This is a genomic window from Salmonella sp. SAL04213 (assembly GCF_046550535.1).
GTDB classification, from domain to species: domain Bacteria; phylum Pseudomonadota; class Gammaproteobacteria; order Enterobacterales; family Enterobacteriaceae; genus Salmonella; species Salmonella enterica.
The window spans coordinates 53,660-76,348 of sequence record NZ_JBGDXS010000013.1 but is presented as its reverse complement, the minus strand read 5'-3'; the positions used below and the strand labels follow the sequence as shown (position 1 = coordinate 76,348).

At 53.3% G+C, this 22,689-nt stretch carries 19 protein-coding genes and 1 other RNA gene; 5 read left to right on the top strand and 15 right to left on the bottom strand.

From position 1 onward, the window contains the following. Nucleotides 1–117 precede the first annotated feature (117 nt). Complete coding sequence (bglA, locus tag ACLJPQ_RS20975) at nucleotides 118–1,551, top strand: 6-phospho-beta-glucosidase BglA (RefSeq protein WP_080184781.1); 1,434 nt, start codon at nucleotides 118–120, stop codon at nucleotides 1,549–1,551. A 47-nt stretch (nucleotides 1,552–1,598) separates the two neighbouring features. On the opposite strand, the gene ACLJPQ_RS20970 is transcribed toward bglA, so the two are convergent. The 8 genes from ACLJPQ_RS20970 to ACLJPQ_RS20935 all read right to left on the bottom strand — a co-directional run bounded on the left by ACLJPQ_RS20970 (nucleotide 1,599) and on the right by ACLJPQ_RS20935 (nucleotide 12,371). Then, nucleotides 1,599–2,492 carry a transporter gene (locus ACLJPQ_RS20970; protein WP_000819375.1) on the bottom strand — a complete coding sequence of 298 codons (894 nt, stop codon included), beginning with the start codon at nucleotides 2,490–2,492 and terminating at the stop codon, nucleotides 1,599–1,601. A gap of 455 nt (nucleotides 2,493–2,947) precedes the next feature. Beyond that, entirely contained in the window at nucleotides 2,948–5,821 is a 2,874-nt protein-coding gene (gene gcvP / locus ACLJPQ_RS20965; protein ID WP_000194964.1) for an aminomethyl-transferring glycine dehydrogenase, read from the bottom strand. 162 nt (nucleotides 5,822–5,983) lie between these two features. Then, entirely contained in the window at nucleotides 5,984–6,373 is a 390-nt protein-coding gene (gene gcvH / locus ACLJPQ_RS20960; protein WP_001295377.1) for a glycine cleavage system protein GcvH, read from the bottom strand. Nucleotides 6,374–6,398: 25 nt separating this feature from the next. Then, complete coding sequence (gcvT, locus tag ACLJPQ_RS20955) at nucleotides 6,399–7,493, bottom strand: glycine cleavage system aminomethyltransferase GcvT (RefSeq protein WP_000068733.1); 1,095 nt, start codon at nucleotides 7,491–7,493, stop codon at nucleotides 6,399–6,401. Between the two features lie 454 nt (nucleotides 7,494–7,947). After that, the gene (gene ubiI / locus ACLJPQ_RS20950; RefSeq protein ID WP_001192144.1) at nucleotides 7,948–9,150 is read right to left on the bottom strand and encodes an FAD-dependent 2-octaprenylphenol hydroxylase; all 1,203 of its coding nucleotides are present in this window, start codon (nucleotides 9,148–9,150) and stop codon (nucleotides 7,948–7,950) included. 125 nt (nucleotides 9,151–9,275) lie between these two features. Continuing rightward, nucleotides 9,276–10,454 (bottom strand): 2-octaprenyl-6-methoxyphenyl hydroxylase, encoded by a 1,179-nt coding sequence (gene ubiH / locus ACLJPQ_RS20945; RefSeq protein WP_080184782.1) that lies wholly within the window; start codon nucleotides 10,452–10,454, stop codon nucleotides 9,276–9,278. After that, nucleotides 10,451–11,767 carry a Xaa-Pro aminopeptidase gene (pepP, locus tag ACLJPQ_RS20940; protein WP_000193681.1) on the bottom strand — a complete coding sequence of 439 codons (1,317 nt, stop codon included), beginning with the start codon at nucleotides 11,765–11,767 and terminating at the stop codon, nucleotides 10,451–10,453. Before pepP ends, ubiH begins: the two co-directional genes overlap by 4 nt. A gap of 25 nt (nucleotides 11,768–11,792) precedes the next feature. Beyond that, complete coding sequence (locus ACLJPQ_RS20935; protein ID WP_000027236.1) at nucleotides 11,793–12,371, bottom strand: YecA family protein; 579 nt, start codon at nucleotides 12,369–12,371, stop codon at nucleotides 11,793–11,795. A gap of 166 nt (nucleotides 12,372–12,537) precedes the next feature. Between ACLJPQ_RS20935 and zapA the strand changes: the two genes are divergently transcribed. From zapA to ACLJPQ_RS20920, 3 genes are all read left to right on the top strand, one after another. Further along, nucleotides 12,538–12,867, top strand: coding sequence for a cell division protein ZapA (zapA, locus tag ACLJPQ_RS20930; RefSeq protein WP_001276011.1), 330 nt, complete (start codon nucleotides 12,538–12,540; stop codon nucleotides 12,865–12,867). Between the two features lie 41 nt (nucleotides 12,868–12,908). After that, nucleotides 12,909–13,092: non-coding RNA, 6S RNA (ssrS, locus tag ACLJPQ_RS20925), on the top strand. A 20-nt stretch (nucleotides 13,093–13,112) separates the two neighbouring features. Beyond that, the gene (locus tag ACLJPQ_RS20920) at nucleotides 13,113–13,709 is read left to right on the top strand and encodes a 5-formyltetrahydrofolate cyclo-ligase (RefSeq protein WP_006493293.1); all 597 of its coding nucleotides are present in this window, start codon (nucleotides 13,113–13,115) and stop codon (nucleotides 13,707–13,709) included. A 381-nt stretch (nucleotides 13,710–14,090) separates the two neighbouring features. On the opposite strand, the gene serA is transcribed toward ACLJPQ_RS20920, so the two are convergent. Together serA and rpiA are read right to left on the bottom strand one after the other, a co-directional pair. Beyond that, on the bottom strand, nucleotides 14,091–15,323 hold the full coding sequence (gene serA / locus ACLJPQ_RS20915) for a phosphoglycerate dehydrogenase (RefSeq protein ID WP_001151627.1): 1,233 nt from the start codon (nucleotides 15,321–15,323) through the stop codon (nucleotides 14,091–14,093). Nucleotides 15,324–15,589: 266 nt separating this feature from the next. Then, a complete protein-coding gene (gene rpiA, locus ACLJPQ_RS20910) occupies nucleotides 15,590–16,249 on the bottom strand; it encodes a ribose-5-phosphate isomerase RpiA (protein WP_000189741.1) in 660 nt (219 codons plus the stop codon). A 153-nt stretch (nucleotides 16,250–16,402) separates the two neighbouring features. On the opposite strand from rpiA, the gene argP reads away from it, so the two are divergent. Next, nucleotides 16,403–17,296 carry a DNA-binding transcriptional regulator ArgP gene (gene argP, locus ACLJPQ_RS20905; RefSeq protein WP_000828345.1) on the top strand — a complete coding sequence of 298 codons (894 nt, stop codon included), beginning with the start codon at nucleotides 16,403–16,405 and terminating at the stop codon, nucleotides 17,294–17,296. Nucleotides 17,297–17,561: 265 nt separating this feature from the next. Here argP and ACLJPQ_RS20900 read toward each other — a convergent pair whose 3' ends face one another. The 5 genes from ACLJPQ_RS20900 to pgk all read right to left on the bottom strand — a co-directional run bounded on the left by ACLJPQ_RS20900 (nucleotide 17,562) and on the right by pgk (nucleotide 22,674). Beyond that, nucleotides 17,562–18,308: an oxidative stress defense protein gene (locus ACLJPQ_RS20900; protein ID WP_000669854.1), complete on the bottom strand. Its 747-nt coding sequence runs from the start codon at nucleotides 18,306–18,308 to the stop codon at nucleotides 17,562–17,564. Nucleotides 18,309–18,401: 93 nt separating this feature from the next. Next, complete coding sequence (gene argO, locus ACLJPQ_RS20895; RefSeq protein WP_000626876.1) at nucleotides 18,402–19,037, bottom strand: arginine exporter ArgO; 636 nt, start codon at nucleotides 19,035–19,037, stop codon at nucleotides 18,402–18,404. A gap of 199 nt (nucleotides 19,038–19,236) precedes the next feature. After that, nucleotides 19,237–20,097: a small-conductance mechanosensitive channel MscS gene (locus ACLJPQ_RS20890; RefSeq protein WP_080184783.1), complete on the bottom strand. Its 861-nt coding sequence runs from the start codon at nucleotides 20,095–20,097 to the stop codon at nucleotides 19,237–19,239. 232 nt (nucleotides 20,098–20,329) lie between these two features. Then, a complete protein-coding gene (gene fbaA / locus ACLJPQ_RS20885) occupies nucleotides 20,330–21,409 on the bottom strand; it encodes a class II fructose-bisphosphate aldolase (protein WP_000034386.1) in 1,080 nt (359 codons plus the stop codon). 101 nt (nucleotides 21,410–21,510) lie between these two features. Further along, nucleotides 21,511–22,674 carry a phosphoglycerate kinase gene (gene pgk / locus ACLJPQ_RS20880; protein ID WP_000111274.1) on the bottom strand — a complete coding sequence of 388 codons (1,164 nt, stop codon included), beginning with the start codon at nucleotides 22,672–22,674 and terminating at the stop codon, nucleotides 21,511–21,513. Nucleotides 22,675–22,689: the final 15 nt, after the last annotated feature.

Sequence of the window (22,689 nt, the reverse complement as noted above, 5' to 3'; positions counted from 1 at the left end):
CGATCTGAATGTGTTCTTGTCCCGACACGCGAGCATCCTGGAATTTTGCGTACGCTTTACATGCCATTTGGTGCAGAATGAATGATAACAGACTAAATAAATTGAGATTATGCAACAATGAGAAAACTCACCCTGCCAAAAGATTTTTTATGGGGCGGCGCGGTTGCCGCACACCAGGTTGAAGGCGGCTGGAATAAAGACGGTAAAGGCCCCAGCATCTGCGACGTGCTAACCGGCGGCGCACACGGCGTGCCACGCAAAATCACCCAGAATGTCGTTGCTGGCAAATACTATCCGAACCACGAGGCGGTGGATTTTTACGGACATTACAAAGAAGACATCCGTCTTTTCGCCGAAATGGGGTTCAAATGCTTCCGTACCTCTATTGCCTGGACGCGTATCTTCCCGAATGGCGACGAATCCCAGCCAAACGAGGCCGGTCTGAAATTCTACGACGACATGTTTGATGAGTTACTCAAATACAACATCGAACCGGTCATCACCCTTTCCCACTTTGAAATGCCATTACATCTGGTACAGCACTACGGCGGCTGGACCAATCGTAAGGTCGTTGATTTCTTTGTCCGTTTTGCTGAAGTCGTGTTTGAACGCTACAAACATAAGGTCAAATACTGGATGACCTTCAACGAAATCAACAATCAGCGAAACTGGCGCGCGCCGCTGTTTGGCTACTGCTGTTCCGGCGTGGTGTATACCGAGCATGAGAATCCAGAAGAAACCATGTATCAGGTCTTACATCATCAGTTTGTCGCCAGCGCGCTGGCGGTAAAAGCGGCACGTCGCATTAACCCACAGATGAAAGTGGGCTGTATGCTGGCGATGGTCGCGCTGTATCCTTTCTCCTGTAAACCAGAAGATGTGATGTTTGCTCAGGAGTCGATGCGTGAACGCTATGTCTTTACTGATGTGCAGTTGCGCGGCTACTACCCGTCCTATGTGTTGAACGAGTGGGAGCGCCGCGGATTTAACATCAAAATGGACGATGGCGATCTTGAAGTGCTGCGCGAAGGCACCTGCGATTATCTTGGTTTCAGTTATTACATGACCAACGCGGTCAAAGCCGAAGGCGGTAGCGGCGATGCGATTTCCGGTTTTGAAGGCAGCGTACCGAACCCCTATGTTAAAGCATCTGACTGGGGCTGGCAGATTGACCCGGTGGGCCTGCGTTATTCATTGTGTGAACTGTACGAACGCTATCAAAAGCCGCTGTTTATTGTCGAAAACGGTTTTGGTGCTTACGACAAAGTAGAAGAAGATGGCAGCATCAACGACGACTACCGAATTGACTACCTGCGCGCCCATATTGAAGAGATGAAAAAAGCGGTGACTTACGATGGTGTCGACCTGATGGGCTACACGCCGTGGGGCTGCATCGACTGCGTCTCGTTCACCACCGGTCAGTACAGCAAGCGCTACGGCTTCATCTACGTGAACAAGCACGATGACGGTACGGGCGATATGTCGCGTTCGCGTAAGAAGAGCTTCAACTGGTACAAAGAGGTGATTGCCAGCAACGGCGAGAAGCTTTAACTCCTGCACGTTACCCGCCAGTCGGCGGGTAACACTTTGAACGAGTCTTACCAGGTCTTACCTATTTTAAATTCCCAGCGTACATCTTCCATTTTGGTTGGCGACTTCGCTTCCTGCATTACCGGGAAGAAGGCTCCGGCACCAAACCATAATTTCAGTGAATCGACGGCAATATTAAATGACGGACCAACAACCCATTCGGTAGTTCCAGAATGGTTATTAATTACGCTGCCATTAGACAGTTTTTTCGTTCCAGAGGCATTATTGCTGTAGGCACTTTCCAGACCAAGATCCAGCGGTAAATCGCTAAACATATACCGCACCTGGGTATTCCACTGGAATTCGTTACCTCGTTTCACGTCCTGGTTACCGCGCTCAAATGGTCCCTGATAGACAAAACCCATATCCCCTTTAATGTTAGGAGTAAATAATTTTGTTAAAGTGAGTGTTACTCTTCCTCCCCAGGCGCTATTCCCAGGCAAATGATTATCTCCATCTTGCCCGGTGGGTAGTAATACTGCCCCACCTACCGTAACCCAAAACGGATCACCTCTTCGCTGGCTCATTAAAGCATAATTGACCCCCACCGATTGGTCGCCCATTCCCTCTATGTGCTCAGGAGACAGATTGTCTCGTTTGTTATTGATATAGGAACCCACAGTTGATAATTCCAGTCTGTCGGTCAAACCGTAACGAATCTTCAATAACCATATCTGGGAGTAAACATCCGGACTTCCGTGCCCCTCGATTTGATGATCTTTATCGCGAAATGAGCTATTCACGGCGGTTAATAACTTTCCTTCCGGCAATACTGAACCACCAGAAATAGCGGTATTAACTGGTGCACCCAATAGATTACTGGGATTATTTTCTCCGTTAGCTGCCATTGCATTCATTAATAGAAAATATGTCATTAATGGCAGAAATATAAATCGTTTCATTATTCCCTCCAGGTATAAAAAACAAAGCGCTAAGTTAATAAATATTTACGTTATTTATGTTTATTTTTAATTTATAATTTAAATTAATAGCTTGATGAATTTAATATACGGAAATTTTTGTAACTATATTGAGAGGTAAATAACGATTCCGGAGAGAAACTATTTGTAACTATATGTAAATATACTGTGTTGTTTTGATTAAATAACAGCAAGGTAAAAATGATGCACAATGAATCATTAGGCTCTAAAAAACCGGTAATTTAATTCTGGCTAATACACTGATACAAACGCCAGATTGCCTGACAGGAGCCAACGATTTACTGTAATATATTGAATTAGTAACACTTTGTAGCCTGAATAAGGCACTCACACTGCATCCGACATAAACAAAGCGCACTTTATTAACAAGCTGAAAAGGCGCCGAAGCGCCTTTAGAAGACAGTCGAATCAGCAAATTACTGGTAGTCGCTAATCGGTACGCAGGAGCAGAACAGGTTGCGGTCGCCATAAACATCATCCAGACGTTTCACCGTCGGCCAGTATTTGTCTGCCACGCCTGCCGGGAATACGGCAACTTCACGGCTGTACGGATGCGCCCACTCGGCGACCAGTTCGCTCTGAATGTGCGGCGCGTTCACCAGCGGGTTATCTTCCAGCGGCCAGACACCCGCTTTCACCTGGTCAATCTCTGCGCGAATAGCCAGCATCGCATCGATAAAGCGATCCAGCTCAGCCTTACCTTCAGATTCCGTCGGTTCAACCATCAGCGTGCCCGCCACCGGGAACGACATGGTTGGCGCGTGGAAACCGTAGTCAATCAGACGCTTGGCAATATCCAGCTCGCTGATGCCGGTTTCTTCTTTCAGCGGACGAATATCAAGAATACATTCGTGCGCCACACGGCCATCGCGACCAGTATACAGTACCGGGTACGCGTCTTTCAGACGGCTGGCAATGTAGTTAGCGTTAAGAATCGCGACCTGGCTTGCCTGCTTCAGGCCTTCTGCGCCCATCATGCGGATGTACATCCAGCTGATTGGCAGGATAGAGGCACTACCGAACGGCGCCGCAGACACCGCGCCCTGACGGGTTAACATGCCTTCGATTTGCACCACGCTATGGCCCGGTACGAACGGTGCCAGATGCGCTTTCACGCCGATCGGTCCCATGCCTGGGCCACCGCCGCCGTGCGGAATGCAGAAAGTTTTATGCAGGTTAAGATGCGAAACGTCCGCGCCAATAAAGCCCGGTGAGGTAATGCCGACCTGAGCGTTCATGTTCGCGCCGTCAAGGTAAACCTGACCGCCGAACTGGTGCACAACTTCACACACCTCACGGATCGTTTCTTCATACACGCCGTGGGTGGACGGATAGGTCACCATGATGCAAGAAAGGTTCGCAGCATGTTGTTCTGCTTTTGCCCGCAGATCGTCCAGGTCGATGTTGCCGTTCTTATCACAGGCGACTACCACCACCTGCATTCCTGCCATATGTGCAGAAGCAGGGTTAGTGCCGTGAGCAGAGGCCGGAATCAGGCAGATATCGCGATGCCCTTCGTTGCGGCTTTCGTGATAGTGACGAATCGCCAGCAGCCCCGCGTATTCCCCCTGTGCGCCGGAGTTAGGCTGCATACAGACGGCGTCGTACCCGGTGAGTTTCACCAGCCAGTCAGAAAGCTGGCTAATCATCTGATGATATCCTTCCGCCTGTTCCGGCGGGCAGAACGGATGCAGTTCAGCGAATTCCGGCCAGGTGATAGGGATCATCTCGGCGGCGGCGTTCAGCTTCATGGTGCAGGAACCCAGCGGGATCATCGCCTGATTCAGCGCCAGATCTTTACGCTCCAGCGAGTGCATATAGCGCATCATCTCGGTTTCGCTGTGGTAACGGTTAAATACCGGATGCGTCAGAATCGCATCGTCACGCAGCATACTTTGCTGAATGGAACGGCTATCAAGCGCCACGTCTTTATCCAGTGTTTCAATGTTCAGACCGTGGCTGTCGCCCAGCAAAACATTGAACAACTGCGCCACATTCTCACGGGTGGTGGTTTCATCGAGCGTAATACCCACCGCGTTATGAATATCGCTGCGCAGATTGATCTCTGCCGCTTCCGCACGCGCCAGTACCGCAGCTTTATCAGCTACTTCCACACACAGCGTGTCAAAGTAGTGCGCATGACGCAGCTTTAAGCCTTTCTGTTGCAGACCGGCCGCCAGAATATCGGTCAGGCGGTGGATACGATTCGCAATGCGTTTCAGGCCAACCGGTCCATGATAAACGGCATACAGACTGGCGATGTTAGCCAGCAGTACCTGCGAGGTACAAATGTTGGAGTTCGCTTTCTCACGGCGGATATGCTGCTCGCGAGTCTGCATCGCCATGCGCAGTGCGGTATTGCCCGCCGCATCTTTTGAGACGCCGATAATACGGCCTGGCATGGAGCGTTTAAATTCGTCTTTGGCGGCAAAGAACGCCGCGTGCGGGCCACCGTACCCCATCGGTACGCCGAAGCGTTGCGCAGAGCCGAAAACAATGTCCGCGCCCTGTTTACCCGGCGCGGTAAGCAGCACCAGCGCCATAAAGTCGGCGGCGACGCTGACAATCACTTTACGGGCTTTGAGTTCGCTAATCAGCGCGCTGTAATCGTGAATTTCGCCCGTGGAGCCAACCTGCTGCAACAGCACGCCAAACACATCCTGGTGATCCAGTGCTTTCGCCGCGTCATCCACAATGACGTCAAAGCCAAAGGTTTCGGCGCGAGTACGCACGACGTCCAGAGTTTGCGGATGGACATCAGAGGCGACAAAGAACCGGTTGGCATTTTTCAATTTGCTGACGCGCTTTGCCATCGCCATCGCTTCAGCGGCGGCGGTCGCTTCATCCAGCAGCGAGGCGGAAGCCATGTCCAGCCCTGTCAGGTCCAGCGTCACCTGTTGGAAGTTGAGCAGCGCTTCCAGACGCCCCTGAGAGACTTCCGGCTGATAAGGAGTGTAGGCGGTATACCAACCCGGATTTTCCAGCATGTTGCGCAGGATAACCGGCGGTAGCTGCACGGCGGTGTAGCCCATGCCAATATAGGACGTGAAGCGCTTGTTACGCCCGGCGATGGCTTTTAATTCCGCCAGTGCGGCATATTCGGTTGCCGCCTCGCCAACCTGCGGCGGAGTCGCGAGCTGAATGTCTTTCGGCACAATCTGACCTGTCAGCGCGTTTAACGACTCGGCGCCAACCGCATTCAGCATCTCTTGCTGCTGCGCGGCGTCCGGTCCGATGTGGCGTTCAATGAAAGCGCCGCGGTTTTCAAGCTGGCTTAACGTCTGTGTCATGGGCGATGGTTCCTGAAACGTGCAGTGAATCGTGATTGTCTCTAACTCAATTGCCCGGTGGCGCTGACGCTTACCGGGCCTACGCGTGCGAAAACGAATACGCAAAATAATTCGCGTTGCAGTGAGTAGGCCGGATAAGCATTAGCGCCATCCGGCACAACATTATTCGTCTTCTAACAATGCCTCGTACGCGGTGGCATCCAGCAGCGATTCAAGTTCGCTTTCATCGCTGGCTTTGATTTTAAAGATCCAGCCACCGGCATACGGTTCGCTGTTCACCAGCTCCGGGGAGTCGCTCAGCGCATCGTTTACCGCCACGATCTCGCCGCTTACCGGCGCATAAATGTCGGACGCCGCTTTTACGGACTCCGCCACGGCGCAGTCGTCGCCCGCGCTTACGGTCGCGCCGACTTCCGGCAGATCAACAAAAACCATATCGCCCAACAGCTCCTGAGCGTGTTCAGTAATGCCAACGGTGTAAGTGCCATCCGCTTCTTTACGCAGCCATTCGTGTTCTTTGCTGTATTTCAGTTCTGCGGGTACGTTGCTCATCAATTAATCTCCAAAAAAGGATGAATCACGCGACGGCTTTGCCGTTACGCACAAAAACAGGTTTAGTCACTTTTACCGGCATTTCACGGTTACGAATTTGTACAATCGCCGTCTCGCCGATGCCCGCCGGAACGCGCGCCAGCGCAATGCTGTAGCCCAACGTTGGGGAAAACGTCCCGCTGGTGATAATGCCTTCTTGCTGATTGCCCTGCGCATCGGTAAAACGCACCGGCAGTTCATTACGCAATACGCCTTTCTCGGTCATCACCAGACCGACAAGCTGCTCATGGCCTTTTTCACGCTGCATCTCCAGCGCCTCACGGCCAATAAAGTCGCGGTCAGCAGGTTCCCAGGCGATAGTCCATCCCATATTAGCCGCCAGCGGAGAGATACCTTCATCCATCTCCTGACCGTACAGGTTCATGCCTGCTTCCAGACGCAGCGTGTCGCGCGCGCCAAGACCGCACGGCTTCACGCCCGCCTCCACCAGCGCACGCCAGAAATCCGCCGCTTTTTCATTCGGCATGGCGATTTCATAGCCTGCTTCGCCGGTATAACCGGTGGTGGCGATAAACAAATCGCCCGCCTGAACGCCGAAGAACGGCTTCATACCTTCTACTGCATGTCGCTGTTCGTCAGTAAACAGAGTCGCCGCTTTTTCCTGCGCATTCGGCCCCTGTACCGCAATCAGCGACAGGTCGTCACGAACGGTGATGTCGATGGCATAAGGTTCAGCGTGTTGGGTAATCCAGGAGAGGTCTTTTTCGCGGGTGGCGGAGTTAACAACGAGACGGAAGAAATCTTCAGTGAAGTAGTAGACGATAAGGTCATCAATCACGCCACCCGATGCGTTAAGCATACCGGAGTAGAGGGCTTTACCCGTCTTCGTTAGCTTCGCGACGTCGTTTGCCAGCAGATAACGCAAGAACTCCCGGGTGCGGCTGCCATGAAGATCGACAATGGTCATATGCGATACATCAAACATCCCGGCATCGGTGCGCACAGCGTGGTGTTCATCAAGCTGAGAGCCGTAATGCAGGGGCATCATCCAGCCATGAAAATCGACCATGCGGGCGCCGCATAGCGTGTGTTGTTCGTACAAAGGCGTCTGTTGGGCCATCTTTTCCTCGTTGAATTAGCGGGGGCTAACAACCATTTTCATGGGAAATCTTCGCCACGAAACCTGGCATCGACGCTCTTTTTCCTGCGCCGACGCAAACGTTCTCTTGCTCCTGAACTTACCACCGAACCAGGCGCTAAACCATAAGGCTGAATTTACCATCACATTAGCTTATGACTAAAAAACGCTAAAATCCCATCAGCACAAAAAACCACTATTACGCTAAATAACCGTCATAAAAAGGAAGCTGATACGATTTATCACAACATAAATTAATATTAAATGCGGAAAAAATGTCGAAAATCGCGTTCGCTAAAAATAATGACATTAGAAAATATAATGCGAAATAGGCGGTGAAATTAGATTATTTCAAACGAGGAAAGCCCCCCGGCGCGATAGCCGGGAAAGCGAAGTGTGACGGGTTTCAAATTCTTGCTGGCGTGCAGTCAGACGCTTAACGAAGCCATTGCGGAAGGTCGTTTAGCCCCATTGCCTGGCGAAGCAGTTGGGGTTTGACGCCGGGGAGCGTATCCGCCAGTTTCAGCCCGATGTCGCGCAGCAATTTTTTTGCCGGGTTTTCGCCGGCAAACAGGTCACGAAAACCTTGCATCCCGGCAAGCATCATCGCCGCGCTATGTTTACGGCTACGCTCATAACGACGGAGATAAAGATGTTGGCCAATGTCTTTGCCCTGGCGCTGAAGCCGGCGCAGATCGTCCACCAGTTCGGCCGCGTCCATAAAGCCGAGGTTGACGCCTTGCCCTGCCAGCGGATGGATGGTGTGCGCGGCATCGCCGACTAACGCCAGACGATGCGCGGCAAACTGGCGAGCATAGCGGCCCGTCAGCGGAAAAACCTGCCGTTCGCTTTCCAGGCGGCATAAGCCCAGCCGATTATCGAAGGCGATAGTCAACGCCTGGTTAAACGCCTCGTCGCCGCTCTGTTGCATACGCTCCGCATCCTGCGGAGAAAGCGACCAGACAATGGAACACAGATGCGGATCGCTTAACGGCAAAAACGCCAGAATACCTTCACCATGAAACACCTGGCGAGCAACCGCGCCGTGCGGCTCTTCGGTGCGGATAGTCGCTACCAGCGCATGGTGACGGTAGTCCCAGAAAGTTAAGGGAATATCCGCTTTGTTACGCAGCCAGGAGTTGGCGCCATCCGCGGCAATCACCAGACGCGCGGTTAACATCGCGCCGTCTTTTAAAGTCAGGAAGGCGTCGTTTTCCCCCCAGGCGACCTGCTGTAACTCCGCTGGCGCCATTAAGGTGATATCCGCCGCTTGCTGCGCTTTTTGCCACAGTGCATAGTGAATGACGCTGTTTTCAACAATATGCCCCAGATGGCTATATCCCATGCTTGCGTCATCAAACGTAATACGGCCAAAGCTGTCTTTATCCCAGACTTCCATACCGTGGTAGCAACTTGCCCGTCGCGCCACAATGTTTGACCATACGCCAAGACGGGTAAGCAGTTTTTCGCTGGCGGCATTAATCGCCGACACCCGAAGCTGAGGCGGCGCATCGTTCGCCAACGGCTGGGGGACAACGTGATCCAGTACCGCAACGCGCAAACCGCTCCCCTGCAAGCCGCAGGCAACAGCCAGTCCCACCATGCCTCCGCCAACTATTGCTACATCAACACTTTGCACTATTTACTCCTGGAAACCGGAACAATCAAAACCGTAGGCCGGATAAGGCGAAGCTGCCATCCGGTATTTTTACGAACACGATGCCGGATGGCGGCGTAAATGCCTTATCCGGCCTACAGATCTGCTTAACGCGCAACCCAACCTAAGGTCCGCTGTGCCAGCGCATCGCGCGCAGGTGGTAATAACTCCATCGCCATTAAACCGATATTGCGCCCAATAACCAGCGGCGCCCAACGATTTGCAAACAGATGGACCAGACCGTTCGTTACGCCAATCGTCGTATCCCGGTCAACCTGACGACGCTGCTGATAGCGCGATAATACGTGCCAGGCGCCAATATCCTCGCCCGCGTCCTGTGCCGCGACCAGCGTTTCCGCCAGGCTCATGACATCGCGCAGACCGAGATTAAACCCTTGTCCGGCGATAGGATGCAACGTCTGCGCCGCATTGCCGACCACGACAGTCCGGTGAGTAAACACTTTCGCCGCCGTAGTCAGGGCAAGCGGATACGCGCTGCGCTTACCGGCCTGAGTAATTCGCCCCAGCCGCCAGCCGAACGCGGCCTGCAATGCATGACAGAACTGCGCGTCGGACCAGCTCAGCACCTCGTCGCGCTGGTCGAGCGGGTGACACCAAACCAGCGAACATCGGCCATGCGACATCGGCAACATCGCCAGCGGGCCATTGGGGGTAAAACGTTCAAAGGCGCGTCCCTGATGCGGGATAGCGGTCGCGACATTCGCTATCACCGCTAACTGTTCGTAAGGCTCCTGACGCCAGTCAACGCCGCAGGCTGACGCCAGCGCGGAGTGGGTACCGTTAGCCGCCACCAGCACGCTGCCAGCTATCACATTGCCATTTTCCAGTGTGACGTTAACCTGCTGTTGGGTACGCGACACGCTGGCTACGCGCTCCGGGCAGTGCAGCGTAACGCCTGGCGCTTTACGCAAGAGCGCAAACAGACGCAGCCCGATATCATGCAGCTCCGCAACGTGACCCAACGCTGCCAGTCTGTAATCCTGCGCGTCGAGAGTCACAAACCCGGCATGACCGCGATCGCTGACGTGTACGGTGTTGATTGCCGTTGCGCAATCAGAAATCGCCTGCCAGACGCCAATTCGCGCCAGTTGCTGGCAAGTGCCCGCCGCCAGCGCAATCGCTCTGGCGTCAAAGCCGGGATGACCGTCGGCTTCAGGCGCTTTCGCTTCAATCAGGTGTACCGGCAACGTCCCATGACTGAACTGAGAGATGGCCAGCGCCAGCGTCGCGCCTGCCATGCCGCCGCCAACGATAATGACGCTCATTGCTGCCGCGCCGCCGCCATTAATGCCTCAATGTCATCCGCCTTCTTCACAACGCCAGCGGTCAGGTTTTCATTACCGGTTTCGGTAATGACAATGTCATCTTCAATTCGAACGCCAATGCCGCGATACGCTTCCGGCACGTCGGCATCCGGCGCGATATAGAGGCCTGGCTCTACGGTCAGCACCATGCCCGGCTCCAGGATGCGGGAGCGATCCGGCCCATAAACGCCGACATCATGAACATCCAGCCCCAGCCAGTGGCTCAAGCCATGCATAAAGAAAGGACGATGCGCATTTTCGGCAATCAGTTGATCAACCTCTCCTTGCAAAATCCCCAGCTTCACCAGCCCGGTTATCATGATGCGCACGACTTCGCCGGTCACCTCCTGAATAGAGGTGCCAGGACGGAACAGTCGCAGGCTGGTCTCCAGCGATTCCAGAACGATGTCATAAATTTCACGCTGAGCTGGCGTGAATTTCCCGTTCACCGGGAAAGTACGCGTGATGTCGCCCGCGTAACCTTTATATTCACAACCTGCGTCGATAAGCACTAAATCGCCGTCGCGCATTTCACTTTCGTTTTCAGTGTAATGCAGGATACAGCCATTTTCGCCGCTGCCGACAATGGTGTTATAGGAGGGATAGCGCGCGCCGTGGCGATTAAATTCGTGGTGAATTTCCCCCTCCAGCTGATACTCAAACATCCCCGGACGGCATTTTTCCATCGCGCGGATATGCGCCAGCGCGCTAATTTCCCCGGCGCGGCGCAGGACAGCAATCTCTTCCGGCGATTTGAACAGGCGCATCTCATGGACGATCGGTCGCCAGTCAGTCATGGTGGCCGGCGCGGTCAGATTCTGGCGGGAGCCTTTACGCAGCTTCTCCAGCGCAGCCAGAACAATCTCGTCGGCATACGCATATTCGCCCTGCGCGTGGTACACCACATCCAGACCATTAAGCAACTGAAAGAGTTGCTGGTTGATTTCGCTAAACGCCAGCGCCCGGTCAACGCCCAGTTTTTCCGGCGCGGCATCCTGTCCTAAACGGCGACCAAACCAGATTTCCGCCGTCAGGTCGCGAACGCGGTTGAACAAAACGCTGTGGTTGTGGGTGTCATCACTCTTAATCAGTACCAGCACGGCTTCCGGTTCATTAAAACCGGTGAAATACCAGAAGTCGCTACTCTGGCGATACGGATATTCACTGTCTGCGCTGCGCGTCGCCTCCGGCGCGGCAAAGATCAGCGCGGCGCTGCCGGGCTGCATTTGCGCCAGTAATGCCTGGCGACGGCGTTGGTATTCCTGCTGAGTCATGACATGGCCTCCATTTCGTTTTTTCTTAGTGTAGCGTCGGTTTACGCACTTCCGGCGCGGTCGGCTGTTGGCGCGTGAAAGTGTCATGACATAACAGCGCCGCAACACGGACATATTCGATGATCTCTTCGAGCGACATCTCCAGCTCTTCCTGATCTTCGCTCTCATCATAACCAAGCTGCGCAATATTACGCAGGTCGTCAATCGCTTCACCCGTTTCGCCGGTGACTTTATCAAGTTTAGGCTGCGTTACGCCGAGGCCAAGCAAAAAGTGGTTAACCCACCCGGCTAATGCATCTGCGCGATCGAATACGCTGACATCGTCGCCTTCAGGCAGATAAAGCTGAAAAAGAAAGCCGTCGTCTTCCAGCGCGTCGCTGGTCGCCGCGTGCATTTTGCGCAGCGCCTGAGCAAGCTCATGCCCGAAGGCCAGACCTTCGTTCGTCAGGTCGTGCAACAGCGGCTGCCATGAGCTGTCGTTGTTGCCGCCGCAAATCATCCCGCTGATTAAACCATGCATTTCAGCCGGGGTCAGACCGGCCCCTTGTTGATTCAAAAACCGGTTCATTTCGTTGTAACCAGGCATTTCGTTCTGTATAGACATAAGCATTCGTCATCAAAGGGAGGATATTCATGATATGCTACCACTTTGGACCCTGGTGAACCAGAAAAGGGCTTGTATCTTCACACCAGGGTAGCTATAGTGTCGCCCCTTCGCGGACCCTGGGTCTGTAGACGAAGGCAGCGCAGTCAATCAGCAGGAAGGTGGCATGTCTGCACAACCCGTCGATATCCAAATATTTGGCCGTTCACTGCGAGTGAATTGCCCGCCTGACCAAAGGGATGCGTTGAATCAGGCTGCGGACGATCTGAATCAGCGGTTGCAAGATCTGAAAGTTCGCACTAGAGTCACAAATACTGAGCAGTTGGTTTTCATTGCCGCATTGAATATCAGCTATGAGTTAACTCAGGAAAAAGCGAAGACCCGCGATTACGCGGCGAGCATGGAACAACGTATTCGGATGCTACAACAGACCATCGAACAGGCGTTGCTTGATCAAGGTCGCATAACCGAAAAAACGGGCCAAAACTTTGAATAACACTTTTCGCTTTACTATGGTAAAGTGATTGTGAAAACAGAATTTCTCTGAGATGTTTGCAAGCGGGCCAGTCCCCTGAGCCGATATTTCATACCACAAGAATGTGGCGCTCCGCGGTTGGTGAGCATGCTCGGTTCGTCCGAGAAGCCTTAAAACTGTGACGACACATTCACCTTGAACCAAGGGTTCAAGGGTTACAGCCTGCGGCGGCATCTCGGAGATTCCCCTTCTGACTGGCGACAGCCATGACGCAACTTCCCGAACTCTCTTTATCACGACAAGAAATCCGCCGAATGATTCGGCAACGTCGCCGTGTGCTAACGCCAGAGCAGCAACGCCGTTTTGGTCAACAGGCCGCCGCCCGAATGCTCAGCTTTCCTCCCGTCGTGATGGCGCACACTGTCGCCGTGTTTCTCTCCTTTGATGGCGAACTCGACACCCAGCCGCTGATTGAACAGCTATGGCAAGCGGGCAAGCGCGTCTACCTTCCGGTTCTTCATCCCTTCAGCCCTGGCAACCTCCTGTTCCTGCACTATCATCCGCAGAGTGCGCTGGTGACCAACCGCTTAAAGATCCGGGAGCCACGGCTTGATGTCCGCGACGTATTACCGCTGGCAAAGCTGGATGTGCTGGTAACGCCGTTAGTCGCGTTTGACGAAGACGGGCAGCGCCTGGGGATGGGCGGCGGATTTTATGACCGTACGTTGCAAAACTGGCAGCAGCATAAGATCCAGCCCGTGGGCTACGCGCATGATTGCCAGTTAGTGGAAAAACTGCCGGTTGAAGAGTGGGATATCCCGCTGCCTGCGGTGGTGACGCCGTCCAAAATTTGGGAGTGGTAGCCGTGTTTTGTCGATTGACAGCGTCGCTTTTTTGACCTAAATTTCTCGGTGAAGGGTGAGGGAGGCGAACCTCCCTCCTGCGTACTCTCTGTTAATATGCTGGCGTAGCGATGATTAACAGGATCAGCAGCATGATGACGTATCTCATCATCGTCCCTTTCCTTTTTAGAGCCCCTGCTTCGCCAGGGGCTTTCCCGTTTCAGCGCTATGCTGAGCCCTTATCGTAAATTCCTTTTATTGCTGTACAACACGCAACGCTGCCTTTAATTACCAATTGCGGCAAGGCTCGAAAACAGAATGTATGCGTTACACGAAGAGATGTTGAGGCAGGGAAACCAGAAGAAAGGATGGGCAGGTCATCTCCTGCCCATTTAGAGGAAATTAGTACAGCAGACGGGCGCGAATGGTGCCCGGAATCGCCTTCATCGCCAGCAGCGCTTTCTCCGCCACATCGCCATCGGCTTCTATATCAATTACCACATACCCCATTCGGGCGGAGGTTTGCAGATACTGTGCGGCAATGTTAACGCCCTGCTCGGCAAAGATCTGGTTAAGCGCGGTCAATACGCCCGGGCGGTTTTCGTGGATGTGCATCAGGCGACGACCGCCGTGCAGCGGCAGCGACACTTCCGGGAAGTTCACGGCGGACAGCGTCGAGCCGTTATCCGAGTACTTAATCAGTTTTCCTGCGACTTCCAGACCGATGTTTTCTTGCGCCTCCTGCGTCGAGCCGCCGATATGCGGCGTCAGGATCACGTTATCGAATTCGCACAGCGGAGAGGTAAACGGATCGCTATTAGTGGCCGGTTCCGTCGGGAAGACGTCGATAGCCGCCCCCGCCAGATGTTTCGTCGCCAGCGCGTCGCACAAAGCCGGGATATCCACCACCGTACCGCGCGCGGCGTTAATCAGCAGCGAACCCGGCTTCATCAGGGCAATCTCTTTTGCGCCCATCATGTTTTTGGTGGAGGCGTTTTCAGGTACGTGCAGACTGACCACATCGCTCATATTAAGCAATTCAGACAGGTGCTGCACCTGAGTTGCGTTACCGAGCGGCAGTTTATTTTCAATATCATAGAAATAGACATGCATCCCCAGCGATTCCGCCAGAATGCCCAACTGCGTTCCTATATGGCCGTAACCGATAATGCCAAGCTTTTTACCGCGCGCTTCGAACGATCCCGCCGCCAGTTTATTCCATACGCCGCGGTGCGCTTTGGCGTTCGCTTCCGGCACGCCGCGCAGCAGCAGCAATAGCTCGCCAATCACCAACTCCGCCACGGAACGGGTATTCGAGAATGGCGCGTTAAAGACCGGAATACCGCGTTTTGCCGCCGCATTTAAATCCACCTGGTTGGTGCCGATGCAAAAACAGCCAATCGCCACCAGCTTCTCTGCGGCGTTAATCACTTCTTCTGTCAGATGAGTACGGGATCGCAGACCGATGAAGTGGGCATCGCGGATGGACGCTTTCAACTGTTCAGCGTCCAGCGCGCCCTTGTGATATTCAATGTTGGTGTAACCTGCCGCACGAAGGCTTTCCAGCGCCTTTTGATGCACCCCTTCAACCAGCAGAAATTTAATTTTATCTTTCTCCAGCGATACCTTTGCCATTTCCCCGATCCTGTCTTTTTTTGCCATCTGATGTTGTGTGTGGATTTGCATCCGTCCTTCAACATATCAAAAAAAATTATCACGGCAATATGAACGTTTGCGCCAGCGTCGTGAAGGAATCGCATACAGCGGGAAATAGCAGATGAAAATACCGGGAATAACTTTTTCTTTGGAGGGATCGGCAGGGCAAACGATTAAACGTGATACATGTCACCAAATTTGCCCTGACCGAATTTTTTACGCGGCAGGAAATACGCCTGGCGGGATCATTTTACGATGGTTTTCACCCCGTCCGGCGTGCCGATCAGTGCGACATCGGCGCCACGGTTGGCGAACAATCCTACGGTCACGACGCCCGGAATCGCGTTAATGGCGTTTTCCAGCGCGATGGGATCAAGGATTTCCATACCATAAACATCCAGAATCACGTTGCCGTTATCCGTGACCACGTTCTGACGGTACTCCGGACGCCCGCCCAGCTTCACCAGTTGACGAGCGACCGCGCTGCGCGCCATCGGAATCACTTCAACCGGCAACGGGAATTTGCCAAGAATATCCACCTGTTTAGAGGCATCCGCAATACAGATAAATTTCTCCGCCACGGAAGCAATAATTTTCTCACGGGTTAATGCCGCGCCGCCGCCTTTGATCATCTGCATATGACCGTTGATTTCGTCCGCGCCATCGACATAGATACCCAGGCTATCCACTTCGTTGAGATCAAACACATGAATACCGAGGCCTTTGAGTTTTTCAGTCGAGGCGTCCGAGCTGGAGACCGCGCCTTCAATCTGGCCTTTCATTGTGCCCAGCGCATCAATAAAGTGTGCGGCCGTTGAGCCTGTACCAACGCCCACAATGGTGCCGGGCTGTACATACTGAAGTGCCGCCCATCCTACCGCTTTTTTCAGTTCATCCTGCGTCATAGATCGTTTCGCCTGTGGTGTGAAAATACAGCCGCATTATAGAACATTGTCGGGAAAAATCTCCGTGTCCGTACACAGGCTACGGATTTCATCTGTACCGACGGCAAATTTATGTCATAGTGCGGAAAAAAATAACAGGAGCATGACACAACAATGAAACGTCCGGACTACAGAACACTACAGGCGCTGGATGCCGTTATACGTGAGCGAGGATTCGAGCGCGCCGCCCAGAAGCTGTGCATCACGCAATCCGCCGTCTCACAGCGCATAAAACAGCTTGAGAATATGTTCGGACAACCTTTGTTGGTGCGTACCGTTCCTCCTCGCCCCACGGAGCAAGGGCAAAAATTACTGGCTCTGCTGCGTCAGGTTGAACTGCTGGAAGAAGAGTGGCTGGGCGATGAACAAACCGGCTCTACACCGCTGCTGCTGTCGCTGGCGGTTAACGCCGATAGTCTGGCGACCTGGCTGCTTCCGGCGCTGGCGCCGGTGCTGGCGGACTCCCCTATCCGTCTCAATTTACAGGTGGAAGATGAAACGCGCACGCAAGAACGTCTGCGTCGCGGCGAGGTGGTGGGCGCGGTGAGTATTCAGCATCAGGCGCTGCCCAGTTGCCTGGTAGACAAACTGGGCGCACTCGACTATCTGTTTGTCGCGTCAAAGCCGTTTGCCGAGCGCTATTTCCCCAATGGCGTTACCCGGTCGTCGCTGCTGAAAGCGCCCGCCGTCGCGTTCGACCATCTGGATGATATGCATCAGGCCTTTTTACAACAGAATTTCGATCTACCGCCCGGCAGCGTGCCGTGCCATATCGTTAATTCATCCGAAGCGTTTGTACAGCTTGCGCGTCAGGGCACGACCTGCTGCATGATCCCTCACCTGCAGATTGAGAAAGAGCTGGAAAGCGGCGAGTTGATCAACTTAACGCCTGGTTTGCTACAACGCCGGATGCTTTACTGGCACCGCTTTGCCCCGGAAAGCCGAATGATGCGCAAAGTGACCGACGCGCTGCTGGAGTACGGGCACAAGGTGCTGCGTCAGGATTAGCCTCTCTATGAATGCCGGATGGCGGTGTGAACGTCTTATCCGGCCTGCATGATCCATTATTCCCTCGTCACTTCTTTGAAATTCATCACAAAATCATTGCGTTCAGGCGGCAAAAAACGACGCGCCATTGGCTATTTTTTGCTGGCGGCAAGACGATTCAAAACGCTCACCGTATTAGCAAATCTTCATTTCAATGCGTAATACGGAGCAAAAAACGCGAACACCGGGAGAAAATGCGGCCTGGAAGCGCCCAGGCCGGGCGAGATTACTGCGTGCTGGCGGCCGTGGTTGACGTCTGCCCTGTTCCAGGTTCAAGCTGGAATACCACATCGACCTGATCGTCGAACTGAATGGTCGGCTGCTCGTAAGTTTCCTGCGCGGATACCGGCGCAGCATCTGCGGCTTTCATCATTCGCACCACCGGACTCGGCTGATAATTAGAGACATGGTAACGAACGCTGTAAACCGGCCCCAATTTGCTGTTAAAACCGGCTGCCAGCGCTTGCGCCTGATGAATCGCGTCATCAATGGCGGCTTTGCGGGCCTTGTCTTTATAGGCGTCCGGTTGCGCCACGCCCAGCGACACCGAACGAATCTCGTTCAGACCCGCCTTCAGCGCGCCGTCCAGCAGAGAATTAAGTTTATCTAACTGACGCAGCGTCACCTCAACGGTTCGCACCGCACGATACCCTTTCAGAATGCTTTTACCGTTTTGGTAATCATAATCCGGCTGCGTGCGCAGATTCGCCGCGCTAATGTCTTTTTTCGCAATCTGATTTTGCTCAAGGAAGGAAAGATATTGCGCCACGCGCTCATCGGCCTGCTTCTTCGCCGTCGCCGCATCCTTCGCCGCGACGTTCACTTCAATCGCTAAGGTGGCGATATCAGGCACAGCATCGACGCTTGCCGTACCGGAAGTCACGATGTGCGGGCCTTCCGGCAATTCGCTTGCCTGCGCCGACATTGCACTTAAACCCACTAATGCCGCCAGGGCCATCACTTTGAACTTCACAGTCTCTCCTCCATATTGCAGTCATTGCCCTGATATACAGGGCGCATGCAGGCAAGCTTAGCGGATATCGGCCTGTTGTCCATCAGACAACGCTTAGTTGAAAAGCGCGTGCATATGCGCGACGCCTTCCCGCGCCAGTTGGAAGGCGATAAGCCACATCACCACCCCAACCAGAATGTTGATAATGCGTTGAGCTTTCGCCGTACGCAGTCGAGGCGCAAGCCAGGCCGCCAGTAGCGCTAACCCAAAAAACCATAAGAACGACGCGCTAATCGTGCCGAGGGCGAACCAGCGCTTTGGCTCCATAGCCAGTTGTCCGCCGAGACTGCCCAACACGACAAACGTATCCAGATAAACGTGCGGATTCAGCCACGTTACCGCCAGCATCGTAGCAATAATTTTCCAGCGCCCCTGCTTCATAACCTCGGCGCTGGCCAGCTCCAGATTACTGCTCATTGCCGTTTTCAGCGCGCCAAAACCGTACCATAACAAGAACGCGACCCCGCCCCATGTGACCAGCGCCAGCAGCCACGGCGACTGCATCAGCAACGCGCTACCGCCAAAAATACCGGCGCTAATCAGGACTAAATCACTTAACGCGCAGAGCAGCGCTATCATGAGGTGGTACTGGCGACGAATTCCCTGATTCATCACAAACGCATTTTGCGGACCAAGCGGAAGGATCATGGCGGCGCCAAGGGCAAGCCCTTGAAAATAATAAGATATCACGTTAACTACCCTGAGCTGTTTTTCTTAAAGGCAGACTATAGCGCGGGAATATTATTAGCGGAAATTGATAATTTTAATCACTAATAAGAAAAGCTAATAAAGAGACTGAATAACGGATGGCGGCTACGCTTATCCGCTCAATAACCAGAGAATACTGGAGGCGGATAAGCGCAGCGCCGGCAGGCAGCGCGGGAGAAAATTACTCCGCGGCGTTATCTTTCACGCGTTTAAAATTGACGTCCATCTGCGGGTACGGGAAGCTAATACCAGCGGCGTCGAATTCACGTTTAATACGTTCCAGCACGTCCCAATAGACATTTTGCAGGTCGCTGCTTTTACTCCAGACACGCACCACAAAATTAATCGATGAGGCGCCCAGCTCATTCAAACGCACCGTCATTTCGCGATCTTTTAAAATACGCTCGTCGGACTCGATAATCGTCGTTAGCAGCTGTTTCACCTGATCGATATCCGAATCGTAGGCCACCCCAATAATGAATTCGTTACGGCGAACCGGCTCACGAGAATAGTTGATGATATTTCCCGCGATAATTTTGCCATTCGGAATCACAATAATTTTGCCGTCTACCGCGCGCATTGTCGTGGAAAAGATTTGCACGTTCAGTACCGTACCGGCAACGCCGCCCAAATCGACATACTCACCGGCGCGGAACGGACGGAACATAACCAGCAATACCCCAGCCGCAAGGTTAGAGAGCGATCCCTGTAATGCCAGGCCAACGGCTAAACCAGCGGCGCCCAGTACGGCAATAACCGAGGCGGTTTGAACCCCCACGCGACCCAGAGCCGCAATCAGCGTAAAAGCGATAACCCCATAGCGCACCAGCGCAGAAAGAAAGTCGGCCACTGTCGCATCAATATGACGCGCACGCATCAGACGATTTACCGTATTGGAGATCACGCGCGCTACAATCAAGCCGATGATGATAATAGCGATAGCAGCAACAATATTCACAGCATAGCTGAGCAATAACGCCTGGTTGCGTACCAGCCAGGTGCCCGCACCATTTATGCTGTCGACAACATTCAAATCTTCCATTCAATATTCCTTGGTCATAGCAAAACAAGCAAATGAGATCATTCTCACGAAAAGAACTTTTTAAAGGTAAACAAAAACAGAGGAATATGCCATTTTTCGGCATCATCCCAAAACCAAAAAAGGCAGGTACATTGTGAGTTGGCCGGATGAAAGCGCTAACTAACGCCGCTCTCCGGAAATAACGATAAAAAAATGGCTTCCCGAAGGAAGCCATTTCAATCAGCAGACTATATTACAGAACGTCAATCGCGTTCAGTTCTTTAAATGCTTTTTCCAGACGAGCGATCATCGAAGTCTGGCCAGCACGCAGCCATACGCGCGGGTCATAGTATTTCTTGTTCGGCTGATCTTCGCCTTTCGGGTTGCCCAGCTGACCTTGCAGATACGCTTCGTTTTCTTTGTAGTAGTTCAGAACACCTTCCCAGGTTGCCCATTGGGTATCGGTATCGATGTTCATTTTCACTACGCCGTAGCTTACGGAGTCTTTGATTTCCTGAGCAGTAGAACCGGAACCGCCGTGGAAAACGAAGTTCAGGCTGTTGTGCGGCAGGTTGTGTTTCTTAGAAACATAGTCCTGAGAATCACGCAGAATAGTCGGGGTCAGAACCACGTTACCCGGCTTGTAAACGCCGTGTACGTTACCGAAGGAAGCGGCAATGGTGAAACGCGGGCTGATTTTGCTCAGCTCAGTGTACGCGTAATCAACGTCTTCCGGCTGGGTGTACAGGGCAGAAGCGTCCATGTGGCTGTTGTCCACGCCGTCTTCTTCGCCACCGGTGCAACCCAGTTCGATTTCCAGAGTCATGCCAATTTTGGACATGCGCGCCAGGTATTTGGAGCAGATTTCGATGTTTTCGTGCAGAGACTCTTCAGACAAGTCAATCATGTGAGAAGAGAACAGCGGTTTACCGGTAGCCGCGAAGTGTTTTTCACCCGCGTCCAGCAGACCGTCGATCCACGGCAGCAGTTTCTTCGCGCAGTGGTCAGTGTGCAGGATAACCGGAACGCCATAATGTTCAGCCATCTGATGAACGTGATGCGCGCCAGAGATAGCGCCCAGGATTGCCGCGCCCTGAGGTACGTCAGTTTTCACGCCTTTACCCGCGATGAAGGACGCGCCGCCGTTGGAGAACTGAACGATGACCGGTGCTTTAACTTTTGCAGCGGTTTCCAGAACAGCGTTGATGGAATCAGTGCCCACGCAGTTAACTGCCGGCAGAGCAAAATTGTTTTCTTTTGCTACCTGGAACACTTTCTGTACGTCATCACCAGTGATCACGCCTGGTTTTACGAAATCAAAAATTTTAGACATGTTTCGTTGTCCTGTATCGTCGGGCTTTGGGAAAAAACACGGGCCGCCCTGAATGTCAGATCGGCGATAAATCAACGGGCAGGAATCCCTGCCCGTAACGATTACTTCTTAGCGCGCTCTTCGAGCATCGCTACGGCTGGCAGAACTTTACCTTCCACGAATTCGAGGAATGCGCCGCCGCCAGTAGAAATGTAGGAAATTTTGTCAGCAATGCCGAACAGGTCGATTGCCGCCAGGGTGTCGCCGCCGCCAGCGATGGAAAACGCTTCGCTATCAGCGATGGCATTCGCCACGATTTCAGTCCCTTTACGGAAGTTCGGGAACTCAAACACGCCAACCGGGCCGTTCCACAGAATGGTTTTGGCATTCTTGAGGATTTCAGCCAGCTGCTGAGCGGAAGCATCGCCGATATCCAGGATCTGCTCGTCTTCTTTCACGTCGTTAACGGATTTCAGAGTCGCCGGTGCGGTTTCGGAGAACTCGGTGGCAACGCGAACATCGGTCGGAACCGGAATATCGCAAGTGGTCAGCAGACGTTTTGCTTCGTCAACCAGGTCAGCTTCGTACAGGGATTTACCGACACTGTGGCCCTGAGCGGCAACGAAGGTGTTGGCGATACCGCCGCCGACAATCAGCTGGTCAGCGATTTTAGACAGGGAATCCAGAACGGTCAGTTTGGTAGATACTTTAGAACCACCAACGATAGCCACCATCGGACGAGCCGGTTCTTTCAGCGCTTTACCCAGCGCATCCAGTTCAGCGGCCAGCAGCGGGCCTGCGCACGCAACATCAGCAAATTTGCCGATACCGTGGGTAGAAGCCTGCGCGCGGTGCGCGGTACCAAAGGCGTCCATCACGAATACGTCACACAGGGCGGCGTATTTTTTAGACAGCGCTTCGTCGTCTTTCTTTTCGCCTTTGTTAAAGCGAACGTTTTCCAGAACCACCAGCTCACCTTCGGCCACGTCAACGCCGTCCAGGTAATCTTTGACCAGGCGAACTGGGTTAGACAGTTTGTCTTTCAGGTAGTTAACAACCGGCAGCAGAGAGAATTCTTCGTTGTACTCGCCTTCGGTAGGACGACCCAGGTGGGAAGTTACCATCACTTTCGCGCCCTGTTTCAGAGCCAGTTCGATGGTCGGCAGAGAGGCGCGGATACGCGCGTCGCTGGTCACTTTCCCTTCTTTAACAGGTACGTTCAGATCCGCACGGATAAAAACGCGTTTCCCGGCCAGATCCAGATCGGTCATCTTAATTACAGACATGGTGAATCCTCTCAA